11 protein-coding genes and 2 pseudogenes are annotated in these 15829 nt (G+C 67.6%); 9 read left to right on the top strand and 4 right to left on the bottom strand.

Going from position 1 to position 15829, the window contains the following annotated elements; all coding sequences use genetic code 11:
- Nucleotides 1-216: 216 nt before the first annotated feature.
- From QN239_RS00530 to QN239_RS00515, 4 genes and pseudogenes are all read left to right on the top strand, one after another.
- The gene (locus QN239_RS00530) at nucleotides 217-1638 is read left to right on the top strand and encodes a hypothetical protein (RefSeq protein ID WP_499007615.1); all 1422 of its coding nucleotides are present in this window, start codon (nucleotides 217-219) and stop codon (nucleotides 1636-1638) included.
- A 98-nt stretch (nucleotides 1639-1736) separates the two neighbouring features.
- Nucleotides 1737-2732: pseudogene (locus QN239_RS00525) on the top strand (HNH endonuclease signature motif containing protein); the annotation flags it as partial.
- Nucleotides 2733-2804: 72 nt separating this feature from the next.
- The gene (locus QN239_RS00520) at nucleotides 2805-4460 is read left to right on the top strand and encodes a transposase (protein ID WP_499007613.1); all 1656 of its coding nucleotides are present in this window, start codon (nucleotides 2805-2807) and stop codon (nucleotides 4458-4460) included.
- A 71-nt stretch (nucleotides 4461-4531) separates the two neighbouring features.
- Nucleotides 4532-4762 (top strand): annotated as a pseudogene (locus QN239_RS00515) (hypothetical protein); the annotation flags it as partial.
- An 88-nt stretch (nucleotides 4763-4850) separates the two neighbouring features.
- On the opposite strand, the gene ilvD reads toward QN239_RS00515, so the two are convergent.
- A complete protein-coding gene (gene ilvD, locus QN239_RS00510) occupies nucleotides 4851-6557 on the bottom strand; it encodes a dihydroxy-acid dehydratase (RefSeq protein ID WP_499007612.1) in 1707 nt (568 codons plus the stop codon).
- Between the two features lie 81 nt (nucleotides 6558-6638).
- Between ilvD and QN239_RS00505 the strand changes: the two genes are divergently transcribed.
- The 3 genes from QN239_RS00505 (at nucleotide 6639) to QN239_RS00495 (ending at nucleotide 8746) form a co-directional block, all read left to right on the top strand.
- Complete coding sequence (locus tag QN239_RS00505) at nucleotides 6639-7202, top strand: DUF305 domain-containing protein (RefSeq protein WP_499007611.1); 564 nt, start codon at nucleotides 6639-6641, stop codon at nucleotides 7200-7202.
- A gap of 4 nt (nucleotides 7203-7206) precedes the next feature.
- Nucleotides 7207-7509, top strand: coding sequence for a copper-sensing transcriptional repressor RicR (ricR, locus tag QN239_RS00500; protein WP_090363033.1), 303 nt, complete (start codon nucleotides 7207-7209; stop codon nucleotides 7507-7509).
- Nucleotides 7510-7693: 184 nt separating this feature from the next.
- The gene (locus tag QN239_RS00495; RefSeq protein WP_167155441.1) at nucleotides 7694-8746 is read left to right on the top strand and encodes a L,D-transpeptidase; all 1053 of its coding nucleotides are present in this window, start codon (nucleotides 7694-7696) and stop codon (nucleotides 8744-8746) included.
- A gap of 7 nt (nucleotides 8747-8753) precedes the next feature.
- Here the strand turns inward: QN239_RS00495 and QN239_RS00490 are convergent, their stop codons facing one another.
- Nucleotides 8754-10859: a M13 family metallopeptidase gene (locus QN239_RS00490; RefSeq protein ID WP_499007610.1), complete on the bottom strand. Its 2106-nt coding sequence runs from the start codon at nucleotides 10857-10859 to the stop codon at nucleotides 8754-8756.
- A 54-nt stretch (nucleotides 10860-10913) separates the two neighbouring features.
- Here QN239_RS00490 and QN239_RS00485 point away from each other — a divergent pair, with 54 nt between their 5' ends.
- Both QN239_RS00485 and QN239_RS00480 read left to right on the top strand, forming a co-directional pair.
- The gene (locus QN239_RS00485) at nucleotides 10914-11498 is read left to right on the top strand and encodes a hypothetical protein (RefSeq protein WP_499007608.1); all 585 of its coding nucleotides are present in this window, start codon (nucleotides 10914-10916) and stop codon (nucleotides 11496-11498) included.
- Complete coding sequence (locus QN239_RS00480) at nucleotides 11495-12184, top strand: hypothetical protein (RefSeq protein ID WP_499007607.1); 690 nt, start codon at nucleotides 11495-11497, stop codon at nucleotides 12182-12184. Before QN239_RS00485 ends, QN239_RS00480 begins: the two co-directional genes overlap by 4 nt.
- A 15-nt stretch (nucleotides 12185-12199) precedes the next feature.
- On the opposite strand, the gene QN239_RS00475 is transcribed toward QN239_RS00480, so the two are convergent.
- Both QN239_RS00475 and QN239_RS00470 read right to left on the bottom strand, forming a co-directional pair.
- Nucleotides 12200-12673, bottom strand: a complete 474-nt coding sequence (locus tag QN239_RS00475) for an XRE family transcriptional regulator (protein WP_263988190.1) — start codon at nucleotides 12671-12673, stop codon at nucleotides 12200-12202.
- The gene (locus QN239_RS00470; protein WP_499007606.1) at nucleotides 12670-15603 is read right to left on the bottom strand and encodes an MMPL family transporter; all 2934 of its coding nucleotides are present in this window, start codon (nucleotides 15601-15603) and stop codon (nucleotides 12670-12672) included. The genes QN239_RS00475 and QN239_RS00470 overlap by 4 nt, the downstream gene beginning before the upstream one ends.
- Between the last annotated feature and the right edge of the window lie 226 nt (nucleotides 15604-15829).

Genomic DNA, 15829 nt, shown 5'->3' with positions numbered 1-15829 from the left:
TAATGACTTTACTGAGCACTTCCTTTGCCAGTTTAATTGCGACCAGAAGTAGGGGCATCTACCAGCAAACGCAGTGATTCGCAGAGTGGCAGTCTGTGAAAATTGACAGCGTCTGCAACTTTGCTCAAACGCCTGGGTGACAACTTACCGGCCAGTAGGTTCTGTTCGGCTGGGGGGAACAAAAGATCCGATGAAGGGATGACAGAAGGAATGTCTATGCAATCGGCGATGCGCCCTTATGTGACCGCGGGCGTCGCGCTCGTCGGCGCCAGCGTCATCGCGGTGACACCGATCGCCGCGCACCCCAACCTGCCCCAGACGCACATGCCGCAGGTGCAGCTGACCGCGTCGTCGATCGACAACCCGATCAACGTGTTCAAGCCGGTACTCGAAGATGCCGGTTCCTGGCTGAATCAGACCGTCCACACGGTGCTGGCCGACCCGCTGCCGATTCTGCGGCAGATCGTGAACAACCAGCTCTACACGGCGCGGCAGGTCCTCGAAGCGGCGAAGGCAGCGGGGTCGGCGCTCGGTCAGCTCGGCGCGGGGCTGCCCGCGACGCTGAAGGCGGCCGGGAAGATTCTGGCCACCGGCGACGTGAACGGCGCCATCGACGCCGTCATCAATGCCGGCCTGATGCCCATCCTGGCTCTGCTCGGTAACCCGTGGGCGGCGCTGCAGCCGGCGCTGGAACGGCCGTTCAAGGTTGGTCAGGCAATGGTGTCGGCGCTGTACAACGCCGGGCTGAGCATGCTGGTGGGTGTCGTCGCCTCGACAATCGGCCTGGGCTTCAACGCCGGCGGCACGCCGCCGCTGCTTCAGCAGATCGTCACCAGCACACAGAAGGTGCTGGACTCACTCAAGACGCTGAACCCGGTGAACGTCATCAACGCCGTGCAGCACGGCATCGCCGACGTACTACACAACGCCGTGGAGCAGGCGAAGCAGTTCACCACGGGCACCTTGCCGTACATCGGGAGCACTATCCTCGCGGCGCTGCGGGCCGGCTTGCCCACGACCACGGCGGGCGCGACAACGGCCGCGGCGCTCCCCACCGCGTCGGCCGCCACCACGGTGACGCTGGCAGTCGACGCCACGGGTGAGGCACCCGCCGCGAGCGCTGAAAAGGTCACGGCAGCAACCGCAACCGCGTCCGCAACGACGGGTGCCGACACGGCCGCGGCCGGCGCCGAGAGCACGGCAACCCCGGCGACGGATACCAAGACGACCCCCGCGGAAGCCGACACCACGGTGACCAAGGAGGCCGAACCGGCCACCGCGGTCAAGACCGCCGAGAACGCCACCGGCAGCGCTACCGCCGAATCCGGCTCGACCGCAACGAAAGACGCCGATACCGACTCGTCGACCACCACCAAGGATGCGACCACCAAGGACGCGACCACCAAGGACTCCACCAGCACCAAGGGTGCGAAGGGCGCCAAAGGTGCGAAGGGTGCCAAGGGGTCGGTGACGCGCGATAGCGTCAAGGCGGAGCCGGGCACGGGCACTAAGTCGGGCGGTACTAACGCGTCGTCCGGTTCGACTGGCGCATCGGAGTCGGGTTCGGCAGAGTCGGCCAAGGCCGGCGCGGGCGCGAAGTCCTCGGGTGACTCGGGGTCCAGCAGCGCGGGCGAGTAGAGGTGATGCGTGCGGCCCCGCGGGATCGTCCGCGGGGCCGCACTGCGTCGACTTCCGGTGATCCGAACTTGTCGGACCCCTCTGCGACAATTGGGTTTATGTCAGGTACCGCAACATCTTTGGCCGCCGGACAGCGGCTGGAGGTGTTGTTCGAGGAGATCGCCGAGTTGTGCGGGCAGCGCAATGCGATCGATGGGCGCCTGGTGCAGATCGTGGCCGAGTTGGAGCGCGAGGAGCTCGCCGGTTTGACCGGCGTGCGTTCGATGTCGGCGTTGGTGGCGTGGAAGACCGGGGTCGCCCCGCGTAATGCCGAGACTGTGGTGGCGGTGGCTCGGCGGTTGCAGGAGTTTCCGCGTTGCACCGAAGCCCTGTGCGAGGGGCGGCTGTCGTTGGATCAGGTCGGGGTGATCGCCGAACGCGCCGCCGCCGGCTCCGATGCGCATTACGCCGAACTCGCTGCGGTGGCCACGGTCAGCCAGTTGCGCACCGCGGTCACGATGGAACCGCGACCCGATCCCGAGACACCGCCCGAATCAGGACCGGAGGTCACGAAAACCTCCACCGGGGAGCGGTACACGACTTATCGGATTCGGCTGCCGCGGCTGGAGGCTGCGAAGTTCGATGCCGCGCTGCAGTCTCATCACGATGCGCTGATCGCCGAAGCCAAGGGCGACGCCGGTGAAGCGTTCCCGACGCGGGTGGATGCGTTGATGAGCCTGGTTGAGGCCGGCTGGGATTCCGACGTGGCCCGCCGCCCGCACGGCCAGCACACCACCGTGGTGGTGCATCTCGATATCGACATGCCCGCCGCCGCACTGCACCTGGGCCCGGTCCTCTCCGAGGGCGAACGCCGCTACTTGCTCTGTGATGCCACCTGCGAAGTCTGGTTCGAACGCCACGGCCAACCGATCGGCGCCGGCCGGACCACCCGCACCATCAGCCGCCGACTGCGCCGGGCACTGGAGCACCGCGACCGCTGCTGCGTCGTGCCGGGCTGCGCCGCCACCCGCGGACTGCACACCCACCACCTCCAGCATTGGGAAGACGGCGGCCCCACCAACCTCGACAACCTGGTCTTGCTGAGGGTGTCGCACGAATTGGTGGTGTGAGGTGCTTTTGTTCGTGTCATTTCGGGTGAAAGTTACTGCTGCGTGCGATGATTCGAGGTGTCTGTCAATGTGCGTGCCGGCGATGTCGATCAGTTGTTGATGATGCCGCCCTCGGTGCGGGAGTGGCTTCCTGAGGATCATCTGGCGTTTTTCGTCCTCGACGTCGTCGCTGAGCTGGATCTGAGCGCGTTTTATGCGGCGTATCGCGTCGATGGTAGGGGCGGGTCGGTGTATGACCCGGCGATGATGCTGTCGGTCCTGTTGTATGCCTATTGCACCGGGGAACGGTCTTCGCGTCGGATTGAGCGCCGACTGGTCGAGGATGTCGCTGTGCGGGTTGTCGCGGCCAATCAGCGGCCTGATCACGCCACGTTGGCGCGGTTCCGCCGGCGCCACCAGGACGCTATAGCGGCTCTGTTCGGGCAGGTCCTGGGCCTGTGCGTGGACGCTGGTCTCGTCGATGCCGGCGTGGTGGCGATCGACGGGACGAAGATCGCTGCCAATGCCTCGTTCTTGGCCAATCGTGATCAGGACGCTCTCACCGCCGAACTTGGCGGATCTGTGGCGCAGGACGCTGCCGTGGCGGCTGGTCGTGTGGCCGAACAAATCTTGGCCGAAGCCGAGCAGGTCGATGCCGCCGAAGACGAGCGCGGCGATAATGACCAGCTCAGGCGGATGCCGGCGGGATGGGCTGGCGGTCGGGATCGACGTTCGCGGATCCGGGCTGCTCTTGAGGAACTCCAATCGCAGAAGGCGCGGGATTTCGAGGCTCGGATGGCTGATCGTTCGCGCAAGGAAGCCGAGCTGGGCCGCTCGCTGACCGGGCCCAAACCCAGCGCTGAAGCGGCGCGGCGATCGCGCCCGCGGCGGGCGAACACGACTGATCCGGATTCGCGGATCATCCCGCACGCCTCCAGAGGCGTGCTGCAGGGCTATAACGCGCAAGCAGCTGCGACGACGGGACACATTGTGGTGGCCGCCGAGATCAGCAACACCACCAACGATCAGCCTCACTTCGTGCCGATGGCCACTGCGGCGATCGATAATCTCATCAAGGCCGGGCACCGCGATGGTGCGGGCACCATCGTGGCCGATGCGGGTTACTGGACCAGTGCCAACGGCACCACCGACGTCGGTGCCGACGTGCTGATCGCGACGCGAAAGCCCTCGTGGCGCAAGGCCGACAAACCCGGCGATGACAAGTTGGCGGTGCTGGCAAGGGTCAATCGCGGTGAGCTGTCTCAACGTCAGGCCGGTGCGATTCTCGGCGTCTCCTACACCTGGTTGCGGGACATGACCAAGCGCTACTTCGGCCGTGATGGACAGCGCATCACGCGCAGCGCCGAACCCGAACCCGCGCAGTGGATTCCGGTCATCGAACGCGTCGCAGCCGGCGAGATCTCGATGCGCGCCGCCCGTGACCAACTCGACGTCTCGGTCACGCGTGTCAAATCGATGCTCGCACATGTCCGAGGCGAAGGCATCGACCCAACGATTGCTCGAAACATGATGAACGACAAGCTATCCCATCCTGAGAACGCCGCGCTTTACCGCAGGCGCGGCGTCAGCATCGAACCCGTCTTCGGCAACATAAAAGCCAACCTCGGATTCCGCAGGTTCTCCCTCCGCGGACACGCCGGAGTGCACAGTGAGTGGCGCCTGATCTGCACGGTCCACAACATGCTCAAACTTCAGCGCGCAATCCCCGCCTGAGTACAAACCGCACAGCGGACCCGCAGCCGCACGCCACCACCGACTCACACCACCAATTCGTGCGACACCCTCTGCTGTGCCCGTTCCACCACCGGCTGCATCACCGCGGCGGCCTCACCCTCACCGGGCCCGCGGACCGGCTGGTCGCCACCGACACCGACGGCCGAAAACTCGACGGCGGAGCCCTGGCCCGCCCACCCACCACAGCACCACCGTCGGTCCCGCCCTACCCCGGACCGACCGGCGAACGCGCCCAATGGTGGTGGTACCAGCCCTTCGAGCCACCGCCGACGGTGAACTGAGCGCGGGTTCGGCCGACCCGGGCGGTTATCTGCCGGTGCTCGAACTCGCTGTCCACCGGATCCGCCGGATGGCGGTTCGCTGGCCGGCTCAGCTACACACTGCGCCGACGGCAGCGGAGCCGACCAGCTTGGTGTACTTGGCCAGCACGCCGGTCTTGTACACCGGGGGCAGCGGCTCGAAACCGACCTTGCGCGAATCGAATTCGGCCTCGTCGACGAGCAGGTCCAGCTTCCCGTTCGCGACGTCCAAGCGGATCTTGTCGCCGTCCTTGATGAACGCGATGGGTCCACCGTCGACGGCCTCGGGCGCGATATGCCCGACACACAGGCCCGTCGTACCGCCGGAGAACCGGCCGTCGGTCATCAGCAGCACATCCTTGCCCAGGCCCGCACCCTTGATGGCGCCGGTGATGGCGAGCATCTCGCGCATACCCGGACCGCCCTTGGGGCCCTCGTAGCGGATGACGACAACGTCGCCGTGGGTGATGGTGCCGTCTTCAAGAGCGTCGAGTGCTGCGCGCTCCCGTTCGAAAACCCTTGCGGTGCCTTCGAACACGTCGGAGTCGAAGCCCGCGGACTTCACCACCGCGCCCTCGGGTGCCAATGAGCCGTGCAGGATCGTGATCCCGCCGGTGGGGTGGATCGGGTTGTTCATCGCGCGCAGCACCTTGCCGTCGGGGTCCGGCGGCTCGATGTGGGCGAGGTTCTCGGCCATGGTCTGGCCGGTGATCGTGAGGCAGTCGCCGTGCAGCAGCCCGGCATCCAGCAGCGCCTTCATCACGACGGGGACACCGCCGATCTCGTCGACGTCCTTCATCACGTGGCGGCCGAAGGGCTTGACGTCGGCCAGGTGCGGCACCTTCTGTCCGACGCGGGTGAAGTCCGCGAGCGTCAACTCGACCTGCGCCTCCCAGGCGATGGCCAGCAGGTGCAGCACGGCGTTGGTGGAACCGCCGAATGCCATCACGACGGCGATGGCATTCTCGAAGGCCTCTTTGGTCAGGATGTCGCGGGCGGTGATCCCGCGGCGCAACAGCTCCACGACGGCCTCACCGGACCGGCGCGCGTACTCGTCGCGGCGCTTGTCGATGGCCACCGGAGAAGCGCTGCCGGGCAAGGACATACCGAGCGCCTCGGCGGCAGAGGCCATGGTGTTGGCGGTGTACATGCCGCCACAGGCACCCTCGCCCGGGCAGATCGCCCGTTCGATGATGTCCACATCCGCACGCGACATCAACCCGCGCGCACACGCCCCGACCGCCTCGAAGGCGTCGATGATGGTGACTTCCTTCTCGGTGCCGTCGGTCAGCTTGGCAACGCCCGGCATGATCGAGCCGTTGTACAAGAACACCGAGGCGAGATCGAGCCGGGCGGCGGCCATCAACATGCCGGGGATCGACTTGTCGCAGCCGGCCAGCAGCACGGTCCCGTCGAGGCGCTCGGCCTGCACGACGGTCTCGACGCTGTCGGCGATCACCTCACGGGACACCAGCGAGAAGTGCATCCCCTCGTGGCCCATCGAGATGCCGTCGGATACCGAGATGGTGCCGAACTCCAGCGGATAGCCACCGCCGGTGTGCACCCCACCCTTGACCGCCTGCGCCAGCCGCTGCAGCGACATGTTGCACGGCGTGATCTCGTTCCACGACGAACCCACGCCGATCTGCGGTTTCGCCCAGTCGTCATCGCCCATGCCCACCGCGCGGAGCATGCCGCGGGCGGCGGTCTTCTCGAGGCCGTCGGTGACGTCGCGGCTCCGGGGCTTGATGTCCGGCGTGGGGGAGTCTGAGGGCATCCCGTAAGTATGCATTCGGGGCGCCCACCGGCCCAAACCGTATTCAGATACCCCGCCGGGGTACCCGGTACAGTGGATGCGGTGCGCGCACTGTTCTCGATGGCCCTGGTGGCGGTGGCCGCGTCGGTCGGAGCCTGCTCCGGTGAAACGCCCGTCCAGACCAGTACGGCACCGGTGATCACCGAGGCGCCCGCGGGCAGCAATGCCGAGGACACCACCTTCGGCACAGATCTGATGCAGTTGCAGCAGCAGGCCATCCAGTTGGCGGGGCTCGCGCCGAGCCGTTCGTCGAACTCCGACCTGGTGGCGCTGGCCAACACCGTGGCGACCGGACAACAGAGCGAGAGCGACACCGTCAAGGTGCTGTTGGTGCAGTGGAACGACGGCGCGAGTCCATCCGCGGCGCCGGGCGCCGCGGCACCCGGCGCGCTCGCCCCCGCCACGGTCGGGCGGCTCGAGTCGCTGCACGGCCAGGAGTTCGACACACTGTGGTTGCAGTCGATGCTCGGCCTGCACCGCGCCGTGATCGATCTGGCCCAGACCGAGATCGCCGGTGGGCGCAACGTCGACGCCCAGACACTGGCGAAATCGATTCTGGCCACACGCCAGGCGCAGGTACAGCAGATGCAGCAGATGGTGGGGTGAGGAAATGACGGACGTGAACTCCGGTGACCACGGCTACTCGTCGCAGAAGGACAACTACGCCAAGCGGTTGCGCCGGATCGAGGGGCAGGTCCGCGGCATCGCCAAGATGATCGAGGACGACAAATACTGCATCGACATCCTCACCCAGATCAGTGCAGTCAACAGCGCACTGCAATCGGTGGCACTGGGCTTGCTGGATGAGCATCTGGGTCACTGCGTGACCCAGGCGGTGGCCGAGGGCGGCACCGAGGCGGATGCCAAGTTGGCCGAGGCGTCGGCGGCCATCGCACGGCTGGTCCGGTCCTGAATCCGCACGGCCACCGACCTGCGCAAACATCACACTTTGTAACGGCCCACGCCGGGCTGGCGATTAAACCCCAGGTCAGTGGCGTCGGCCGGGTGGAGATGAGGGGTCTGCCCGGCCTCGCCAGGGTTAATGGGGTCTTGGCGCTATGCCACACTGGTTTGCAGAAATGTACTGGAGGTAACGCATGTCGCAGCAGACGAGACGCAAGCTCGCCGGCGCGATCCTGGTGACCGGAGTGGTTGCAGGATTCTGTATGAGCAGCCCGTCTGCCTGGGCGGATCCCGAAGTCGCACCCGACCCCGGCGTCGTCGACGCCCCACCCGCGCCGGCACCGCCGGACCCGTTCGCGTTCCCGGCCAATCCTGTCCCGCCGGCCCCGGTCGATCCGCCCGCACCGCCGCCCGTCGATCCGCTGGCCCCGCCGCCGGCCGATCCGCTGGCCGCCCCCGTCGACCCGATGGCGCCCCCCGGGGTGATTCCCGCGGGCACCCCCGCCGGGCAGAACCCGACTCCGTACACCGGCCAGCCGGTGTTCGCGCCGCCGACGTTCAACCCCACCAACGGGGCGATCGCCGGAGCCGCCAAGCCGATCTACATCAACTTCGCGCGGCCGATCGCCGACCGGCAGATGGCCCAGGACGCGGTCCACATCTCATCGGTCCCGCCGGTGCCGGGCCGGTTCTACTGGACCACCGACACCCAGTTGCGCTGGCGGCCGCTGGCCTTCTGGCCGGCGGGCACCGTCGTCAACATCGATGCCGGGGGCACCAAGTCGAGCTTCCGGGTGCCCGAACAGCTCATCGCGACCGTCGACGACGCCACCCACACCATGACCGTCACCCGTAACGGCAAGGTGGAGAAGACGTTCCCGGTCTCGATGGGCCGGCCCGATGGCAAGCACGAGACCAAGAACGGCACCTATTACGTGCTGGAGAAGTTCCCGGACATCATCATGGACTCCTCCACCTACGGTGTGCCGGTGAACTCCGCGGAGGGCTACAAGCTGCACGTGCAGGACGCGGTCCGCATCGACAACAGCGGCATCTTCGTGCACAGCGCCCCGTGGTCGGTCGCCGATCAGGGCAAGCGCAATGTCAGCCACGGCTGCATCAACCTCAGTGCGGCCAACGCCCAGTGGTTCTACGACAACTTCGGCAGCGGTGACGCCGTCGTGGTGAAGAACTCGAAGGGCACCTACAACGCACCTGACGGTGCGTCCGACTGGCAGATGTTCTAACCGCGACCTAGTTCCAGATGCGCACGCGGGCGGCAGGTTCCAGGTACAGCTCGTCGGAGTCGGTCACCTCGAACGCATCGTAGAACGCGTCGATATTGCGGATGACGCCGTTGCAGCGGAACTCCGGCGGCGAGTGCGGATCGGTGGCCAGCCGGCGGATCGCCTCGGCGTCACGGGATTTCGTGCGCCAGACCTGTGCCCAGCCGAACAGCACCCGCTGCACGCCGGTCAAGCCGTCGATCACCGGAGCTTCTTTGCCGCCGAGGGACAGTTCGTAGGCCAGTAGGGCGATGGACAGACCGCCCAGGTCGCCGATGTTCTCCCCGACGGTGAACGCGCCGTTCACATGGTGGTCCGGGGCCAGCGCACGTGGCGTGAACTCCTCGTACTGCTCGATCAAAGCCTTTGTCCGCGCGCCGAATTCAGCGCGATCGCTATCGGTCCACCAGTCCACCAGGTTGCCGTCACCGTCGTACTTGGCGCCTTGGTCGTCGAAACCGTGCCCGATCTCATGCCCGATCACCGCGCCGATCCCGCCGTAGTTGGCGGCATCGTCGGCCTCGGCATCGAAGAACGGCGGCTGCAGAATGGCAGCCGGGAAGACGATCTCGTTCATCCCGGGGTTGTAGTAGGCGTTGACGGTCTGCGGCGTCATGAACCACTCGTCGCGATCCACCGGACCGCCCAGCTTGGCCAGCTCCCGGTCATACTCCACGGCGTAGCCGCGCTGATAGTTGCCGTACAGGTCGCCGCGGTCGATCACCAGCGCCGAATAGTCGCGCCACCGGGCCGGGTAGCCGATCTTCGGGGTGAACTTGTCCAGCTTGGCCAGGGCGCGCTCCCGGGTCTCCGGCGTCATCCAGTCCAGGTTGGAGATGCTGACCCGGTAGGCCTCCCGCAGGTTGGCGACCAGCTCGTCCATCCGCGCCTTCGCGGCGGGCGGGAAATGGCGCTCCACGTAGAGCTTTCCGACCGCATCGCCCATCAGGTTCTCGACCAGGGCCACCCCGCGCTTCCACCGGTCCCGGATGGCCTGGGTGCCCGACAGGGTACGACCGTAGAAGTCGAAGTTCTCCTCGACCAGCGCGTCGGGCAGAAGCGAGGCACGCGAACTGATGAGTCGCCAGCTCAGCCAGGCCTTCCAGTCGGCCAGCGGCTCGCTCGACCACAGCGCGGCGAACGCGGTCAGGAAGTCGGGCTGGCGCACCACCACCTGAGCAGGGTCGGCCCCCAGTGCGCCGACCCAGCCCGCCCAGTCGAATCCCGGTGCCTCGCTGGGCAGTTCGGCGAAGGTACGCAGGTTGTAGGTGAGGTCGGCGTCACGGCGCTTCACCACATCCCAGTGTGCGGCGGCCAGTTTGGTCTCCAACGCCACGATGCGCGCCGCGGTGTCGGCGTGATCCTTCTGATCCACCAGCTCGAGCATGCGGGCGATATGGGCGGGGTAGGCGTCCAGGATCGCGGCATGCTGCGGATCGCGGTAGTAGGACTCGTCGGGCAGGCCCAGCCCGGACTGGGACAGGTGCAGCAGGTAGCGCGTCGAGTCCTTGGAATCGGTGTCGACGTACACCCCGGTGCCACCGCTCACGCCGGTGCGCTGCAGGCCGGCCAGCACCGCGGCCAGTGCGTCGGCATCGGCGGCGGCGTCGATCAGGGCGAGTTCGTCACGCAACGGTGCCAGCCCGCGCCGGTCGACGGTATCGGTGTCCATGAAGCTGGCGTACAGATCGCCGATGCGGGACGCATCAGTTGGGCCTGAGATGCGGGACGCATCAGTTGGGCCTGAGATGCGGGACGCATCAGTTGGGCCTGAGATGCGGGACGCATCAGTTGGGCCTGAGCTCCGTTGCGCGTCCCCGGCCCCGCCGGACTGGGCGGCCTCGGTGATGAGGTCACGCACCTGCTCCTCGGCGCGGTCGGCCAGGGTACGGAAGGCGCCGTCGGTGGCCCGGTCGGCCGGAATCTCGTAGTCGGCCAGCCAGCGGCCGTTGACATGACCGAACAGGTCGTCCTGCGGGCGGACCCCGCGGTCGACGAAGCTGAGGTCGATACCGGATGGAATGGCTTCGGCGCAGGGCAGTGGCGGAGCGACCCGGGAAGTATCTGATGTCACTCTCGCATCCTGCCAGAAGATGACCCCAGCAACGGGGCAGGTAGCCTCACGGCCATGCCTGACCAGCTCACTGAAGAGCCGCCGGAGCCGACGCCGACCATCAGCCGCTACGGCGTCGCCTCCGCCGTGTTCGGTGTGATCGCGGTGGCGGCCGCCGTACTGGCCGCGATGATCTGGTCCGGGCACCACCGCGACGCCGAGGAACTGGCCTATCGCACCCGGGTACTGCAGACCGCGGCGGACTGGACCGGCGGGCTGGTCACCATGAACCCCGACACCGTGGCGGGCAACCTGCAGAAGCTGCGCGACGGCACCGTCGGCCAGCTCAACGTCGAGTTCGACCAGACCGTCGAGCCGTTCAAGGAGATCGTGGCCAAGCTGAAGTCGCAGACCGTCGGCCAGGTCGAGTCGGTGTCTATCGAGACGCTGCACCACCAGCCGGGCGAGGGTGACAAGCCCGCCGCCGACCAGCCGGAGCTCTCCGCGGTGGCGTCGCGCACCGACACCGTGCTGGTGGTGGCGACCTCGGTGAGCCAGAATGCCGGTGGCAAACCCCAGACGGTGCGGTGGAACCTGCGGCTCGGGGTCTCCGATGTGGACGGCCGGCTGCTGATCTCGCGGCTGGAGACCATTCGATGAGCAACCGGTTGCGCGTGCTGTTCTTCGATGTCCTCGCCCCGCTCGCGGCGATCGTCGCGCTGCTCTACGTCGGCGCCGCACTGGCCTGGCCCCTGTGGTGGGTGTCGGTGTGTTCGGTGCTGTGCCTGCTGATCGTCGAGGGCGTGGTGGTCAACGCCGTGCTGTTCCGGCGCGACGGGGTCACCCTCGGCACCGATGACGACGGCCCGGCGCTGCGGTTGGCGGTGGCGGCGGTCGCGGCCGTGACCTTGGCGGCCGCGGTATGCGTCGGATACGCGCGGTGGACGGTGCCCGACCGCAATCTGCACAACGACAGTGCCGAGGTGGTGGGGATCGCCAGCAGCGTGGCCGAGGCCTCGGCCACGTTCACCCCGAGCAGTCCCAACGCGTCGATCGACCGGGCCACCGCCTTGATGACACCCGACCGGGCGGAGTCCTATCGGGGCGAATTCTCGGCGGTCGTGAAAGACCTGACCAGTCGCAACGTCTCGGGCCAGGCGCAGACCGTCTCGGCGGGGGTGGAGGCGATCGGCCCGTCCGATGCGAGCGTGGCGGTGGTGATGCGAGGCACCCAGAACGCACCGGGTAAACCCACCGATATCGCGGTGCTGGCCCTGCGGGTGGTGCTGACCAAGCAGGGCGGCAAGTGGCTGGTCGCCGACGTGACGCCGATCAACGCGCACTGACGACGCAGGCGGTCGCTACTGCGCGTCGCGCTGAGCCCGGAGCTTGGCGAACCGATCCGAGAGCCGGCGCATCCGGACCATCATCGACGCCGCCGGGCTGGTGGTGCCGTCGAGAAATCGGGTGAACTCGTCGGCGGGCACGCCGATGCGGGACGCGAACTCGTGCGGCTTGAGCCCGGAGCGCTCCAACAGCAGCCGGACATGGTGGGTGACCTCGGCGCGCTCGGTGGCCTCCAGGTGGGCCCGCGCCTTGTCCAGGACCTCCGCCAGCGCCGCTGAAACACCATAGGGCTGTGCGGTTTCGAGCACCTCTTCGACCTGGCGCGCGGTCCGGCCGAACGGATCGCGTTTGATCGCGGTGGCGATGCGCTGCCACACCGACAGATCGTCGTTGTCCAGGGCCGCGCGGATCGCCGAGGTCGGCCAGAATTCCACCGGACGGTCCCCGGTGGGCACCGAGGTCTGCGCGGGCTTCGCGGCCACCGTCACCTCGTCTCCTCGAGCATCGCCACGGCGACGGACAGGCAAATCCGCCGGACCGTGGGCCAATCGGTATCGGCCGATGCGAACGCGTCGGCCGGGTCGTCCTCTGGGCGCGGGTCGGCCAGCCGCCTGATCAGCTGAGTGGCCACCCACTGCGACCGCGGGTGCTGTCCACAGTAGTACCGGTCCATCCCGGCCAGCACCGAAGCCGCTGTCTCGGTGTCCATCGATGTGGCCATACCGGCGAAATCCGCGTAGTCCTTGGCGCTGTTGCGGGCCATGATCAGGTAGCCCTTGAGACGCAGCGTCTCGGCGCCGGTCGGTATCAACAGGCGGTCCCCAGTGGGCAGCTGGACGTTGGTGGTCTCCATCGGCGCGAAGTCGTTGCGGGCGAGCCGCTCCGCGGGCGAGCGCTCGGCGCCCGAGGCGATCTCCAGCGCGTCCAGGGCCACCGCGAGCCGGCCGCGCCACATCGTGACCGGGTGCACCGGCTTGGTGACGGTCTGCGTCACACCGGTGGCGCCGCCGGCACGACCGGAACCGACGCCGGCGAACCGGCGTGCGCCCGCGAGCTGGGCCACCCGCGGCCGGCAACCATTGAACACCAACGGATCGGCGACGATGATCGACTGCGGCGCAAGGGTTTTGAGTCTGGCCGAGGATTTCATCACCACGCGTAGATCTCCGCCGGGGGCGACCAGGCCGGAGATGTCATCCGGGATGAGGACCAGATCGCCGATATCGATCTTGGGCAGCGGCTTCTCGAAGTCCACCGACGGCAGGATGCGGTCCAGCCAGGCCGGCAACCACCAGTTCCACTGATCGAACATCGCCATCAACGCGGGCACCAGCACCAACCGCACCACCGTGGCGTCCACCGCGATCGCCGTCGCGCACGCGACACCGAGTTGGGCGACCAGCGGCATGCCGGCGAACGCGAAACCGATGAACACCGCGATCATGATCAGCGCCGCGCTGGTGATGGTGCGCGCACTGGTGCTCACCCCATAGGCGACCGCGTCGCGGGTGTTGTTGGTCTGCAGGAACCGCTCCCGGATGCGGGTCAGCAGGAAGATCTCGTAGTCCATCGACAGGCCGAACGTCATCGCCAGCACCAGCGGCGGGATGGTGCTGTCCAGCGATGCCAGCGGTGCGAACCCGAGGTCCTCCAGCCAGCCCCATTCGAAGACCACCACCAGGCTGCCGTACGCCGCGGCCACCGACAGCACCGTCATCAGCACGCCCTTGAGGGCCAGGAACACCGACCGGATCGAGATGAGCAGCATCACGAACGCGATCACGCAGACGAACACGAAGACCCACGGCTGCATGGCCGAGACCTGATCGTCGAAGTCCTTGATCAACGCGGTGGGGCCGCCGACATCGACCCGCACACCGTCGGTCTGCAGCTTCGGCAGTTCGGCGCGCAGCCAGTCCACCGTCCTGCGTGCCCCGAGGTCCTCCGGGTCCACCGACAGCACCGCCGACATCAGGGCGTTGCGGTTGTCCTTGCCGAACACCGGCGGCGACACCGTCGCGACATCGGGTGCCTGGGTGATCCTGGTGTGGATGGCGTCCAGCACGGGCGCCGACTGGGGCGCGTCGGCATCGCCCGTCGGGAAGGTCACCAGGATCCGGATCGGCCCGAGTGCACCCGGCCCCAGCGCTTCGGCGGCCGCGTTGACGCCGCCGCGGATCTCGTGGCTGGGGTCGAACTGGCGCAGCATGCTGTTGCCCAGCGACATCGCGAAGGCCGGTGCGGCCATGGCGAGCAGCAGGATCGACGCCAGCAGCGCCGACAGCCAGGGCCGGTGCATGACCCAGCCGATCCACCGGGTCCAGAACCGGGACTGGGTGGTGTCGGCCCGGCGCGACCAGTGCAGCAGCGCCGATCGTTTGGCCGCGGCCCGGCCGAACGTGGCCAGCACCGCCGGGGTCAGGGTGGTCGAGGTGAGCACCGCGATGGCGACCGCGAGGATCGCGCCGGTGGCCATCGAGCGCAGCACCGGGGTCCCGATCAGATAGATACCGGTGACCGAGGCGATGACGGTGAGCCCGGACAGCACCACGGCCAGGCCGGAGGTGGCCATCGCGGCATCGGTGGCCTGGGCCGGGTCGCGGCCGGCGCGCAGCTCTTCCCGGAACCGCATCAGGATGAACAGGGAATAGTCGACCGCCAGCGCGATGCCGAACATGGACACCGTCGAGGTGACGAACACCGACATGGTCGACACCATCGACAGCAAGAAGACCACGCCCATCGTCACCACGACGGTGCACACCGCGAGCAACATCGGCATCGCTGCGGCGGCCAGCGAACCGAACACCGCCAGCAGCACGATCAGCACGACGGGCAGGTTCCACTGTTCGGCCTGGGCGATGTCGTGTTTGGTGGCGGTCTGGGCCGCCGCGCCGAGGGCGCCCTGGCCGATGACGTACAGCCGGACCTTGCCATCCTGGGTCTGCCCGGCCTGATCCCCGACGATGCCGACCTTGGTGCGCAGTTGCTTGGCGATGTCGACGGCGCCGCTGTTGTTGAAATCCAGCTGCAGGGTGACGACGTAGGGCCGGTCCGGGGCGGGTGGTGGCTGTTGCCGGCCGCCGGCCGCGGCAGCGGCGACAGGCGGGACGACCTTCACGCCGGGCACCTCGGCGGCGATGCGCTGCAGATCGGCCACGGCCGCGTTCATATCCTCGAACGACGCGTCCGCCCGCGGCACCGCGACCAGTGCCAACGGCGACGCGCCCTGTTCGGGGAACTGCGCTTCGAGCTGGCGCTGGACGTAGAGCGACTGCGATCCGGACACCTCGAAACCGCCGCCGGTGAGATTGTCCGACTGGCTCATCGCGAGATAGACCGAGGGCACGAGCAGCAGCAGCCATGCGACAAACACCGCCCAGCGATATCTGCGCAGGCCGCTACTCAAGCGCAACATGAACTGCTGGATGGCGAGCCTCCGCCTCTCTCCCCGCCGCTGGTAGCCCGGAGCCTACCGCAGCAGGCTGTGTCCTGACCTGCCCTGAACCCGCTCGTGACCCGCTGTGAACAGCGGGTGCGGCTGCGCACGGGCTCTGACGTGGGACTCGGGTGTCCGGTGTCCCCATGGTGTGGAGCGGGTCACGGTGCACCGGCCGGGCCGGTATGCGCCACCCTCAGCTGGA

The organism is Mycolicibacterium sp. Y3, from assembly GCF_051188035.1.
GTDB classification, from domain to species: Bacteria; Actinomycetota; Actinomycetes; order Mycobacteriales; family Mycobacteriaceae; genus Mycobacterium; species Mycobacterium fluoranthenivorans.
The sequence above is the reverse complement of the archived record's forward strand: the minus strand, read 5'-3'. Positions and strand labels throughout refer to the sequence as shown.

Coding starts and splice junctions, on each gene's coding strand:
- QN239_RS00530 (WP_499007615.1), top strand. CDS start 217: ATGCAATCGGCGATGCGCCCTTATGTGACCGCGGGCGTCGCGCTCGTC.
- ilvD (WP_499007612.1), bottom strand. CDS start 6,557: ATGCCCTCAGACTCCCCCACGCCGGACATCAAGCCCCGGAGCCGCGAC.
- ricR (WP_090363033.1), top strand. CDS start 7,207: ATGACGGACGTGAACTCCGGTGACCACGGCTACTCGTCGCAGAAGGAC.
- QN239_RS00495 (WP_167155441.1), top strand. CDS start 7,694: ATGTCGCAGCAGACGAGACGCAAGCTCGCCGGCGCGATCCTGGTGACC.
- QN239_RS00485 (WP_499007608.1), top strand. CDS start 10,914: ATGCCTGACCAGCTCACTGAAGAGCCGCCGGAGCCGACGCCGACCATC.
- QN239_RS00480 (WP_499007607.1), top strand. CDS start 11,495: ATGAGCAACCGGTTGCGCGTGCTGTTCTTCGATGTCCTCGCCCCGCTC.
- QN239_RS00470 (WP_499007606.1), bottom strand. CDS start 15,603: ATGTTGCGCTTGAGTAGCGGCCTGCGCAGATATCGCTGGGCGGTGTTT.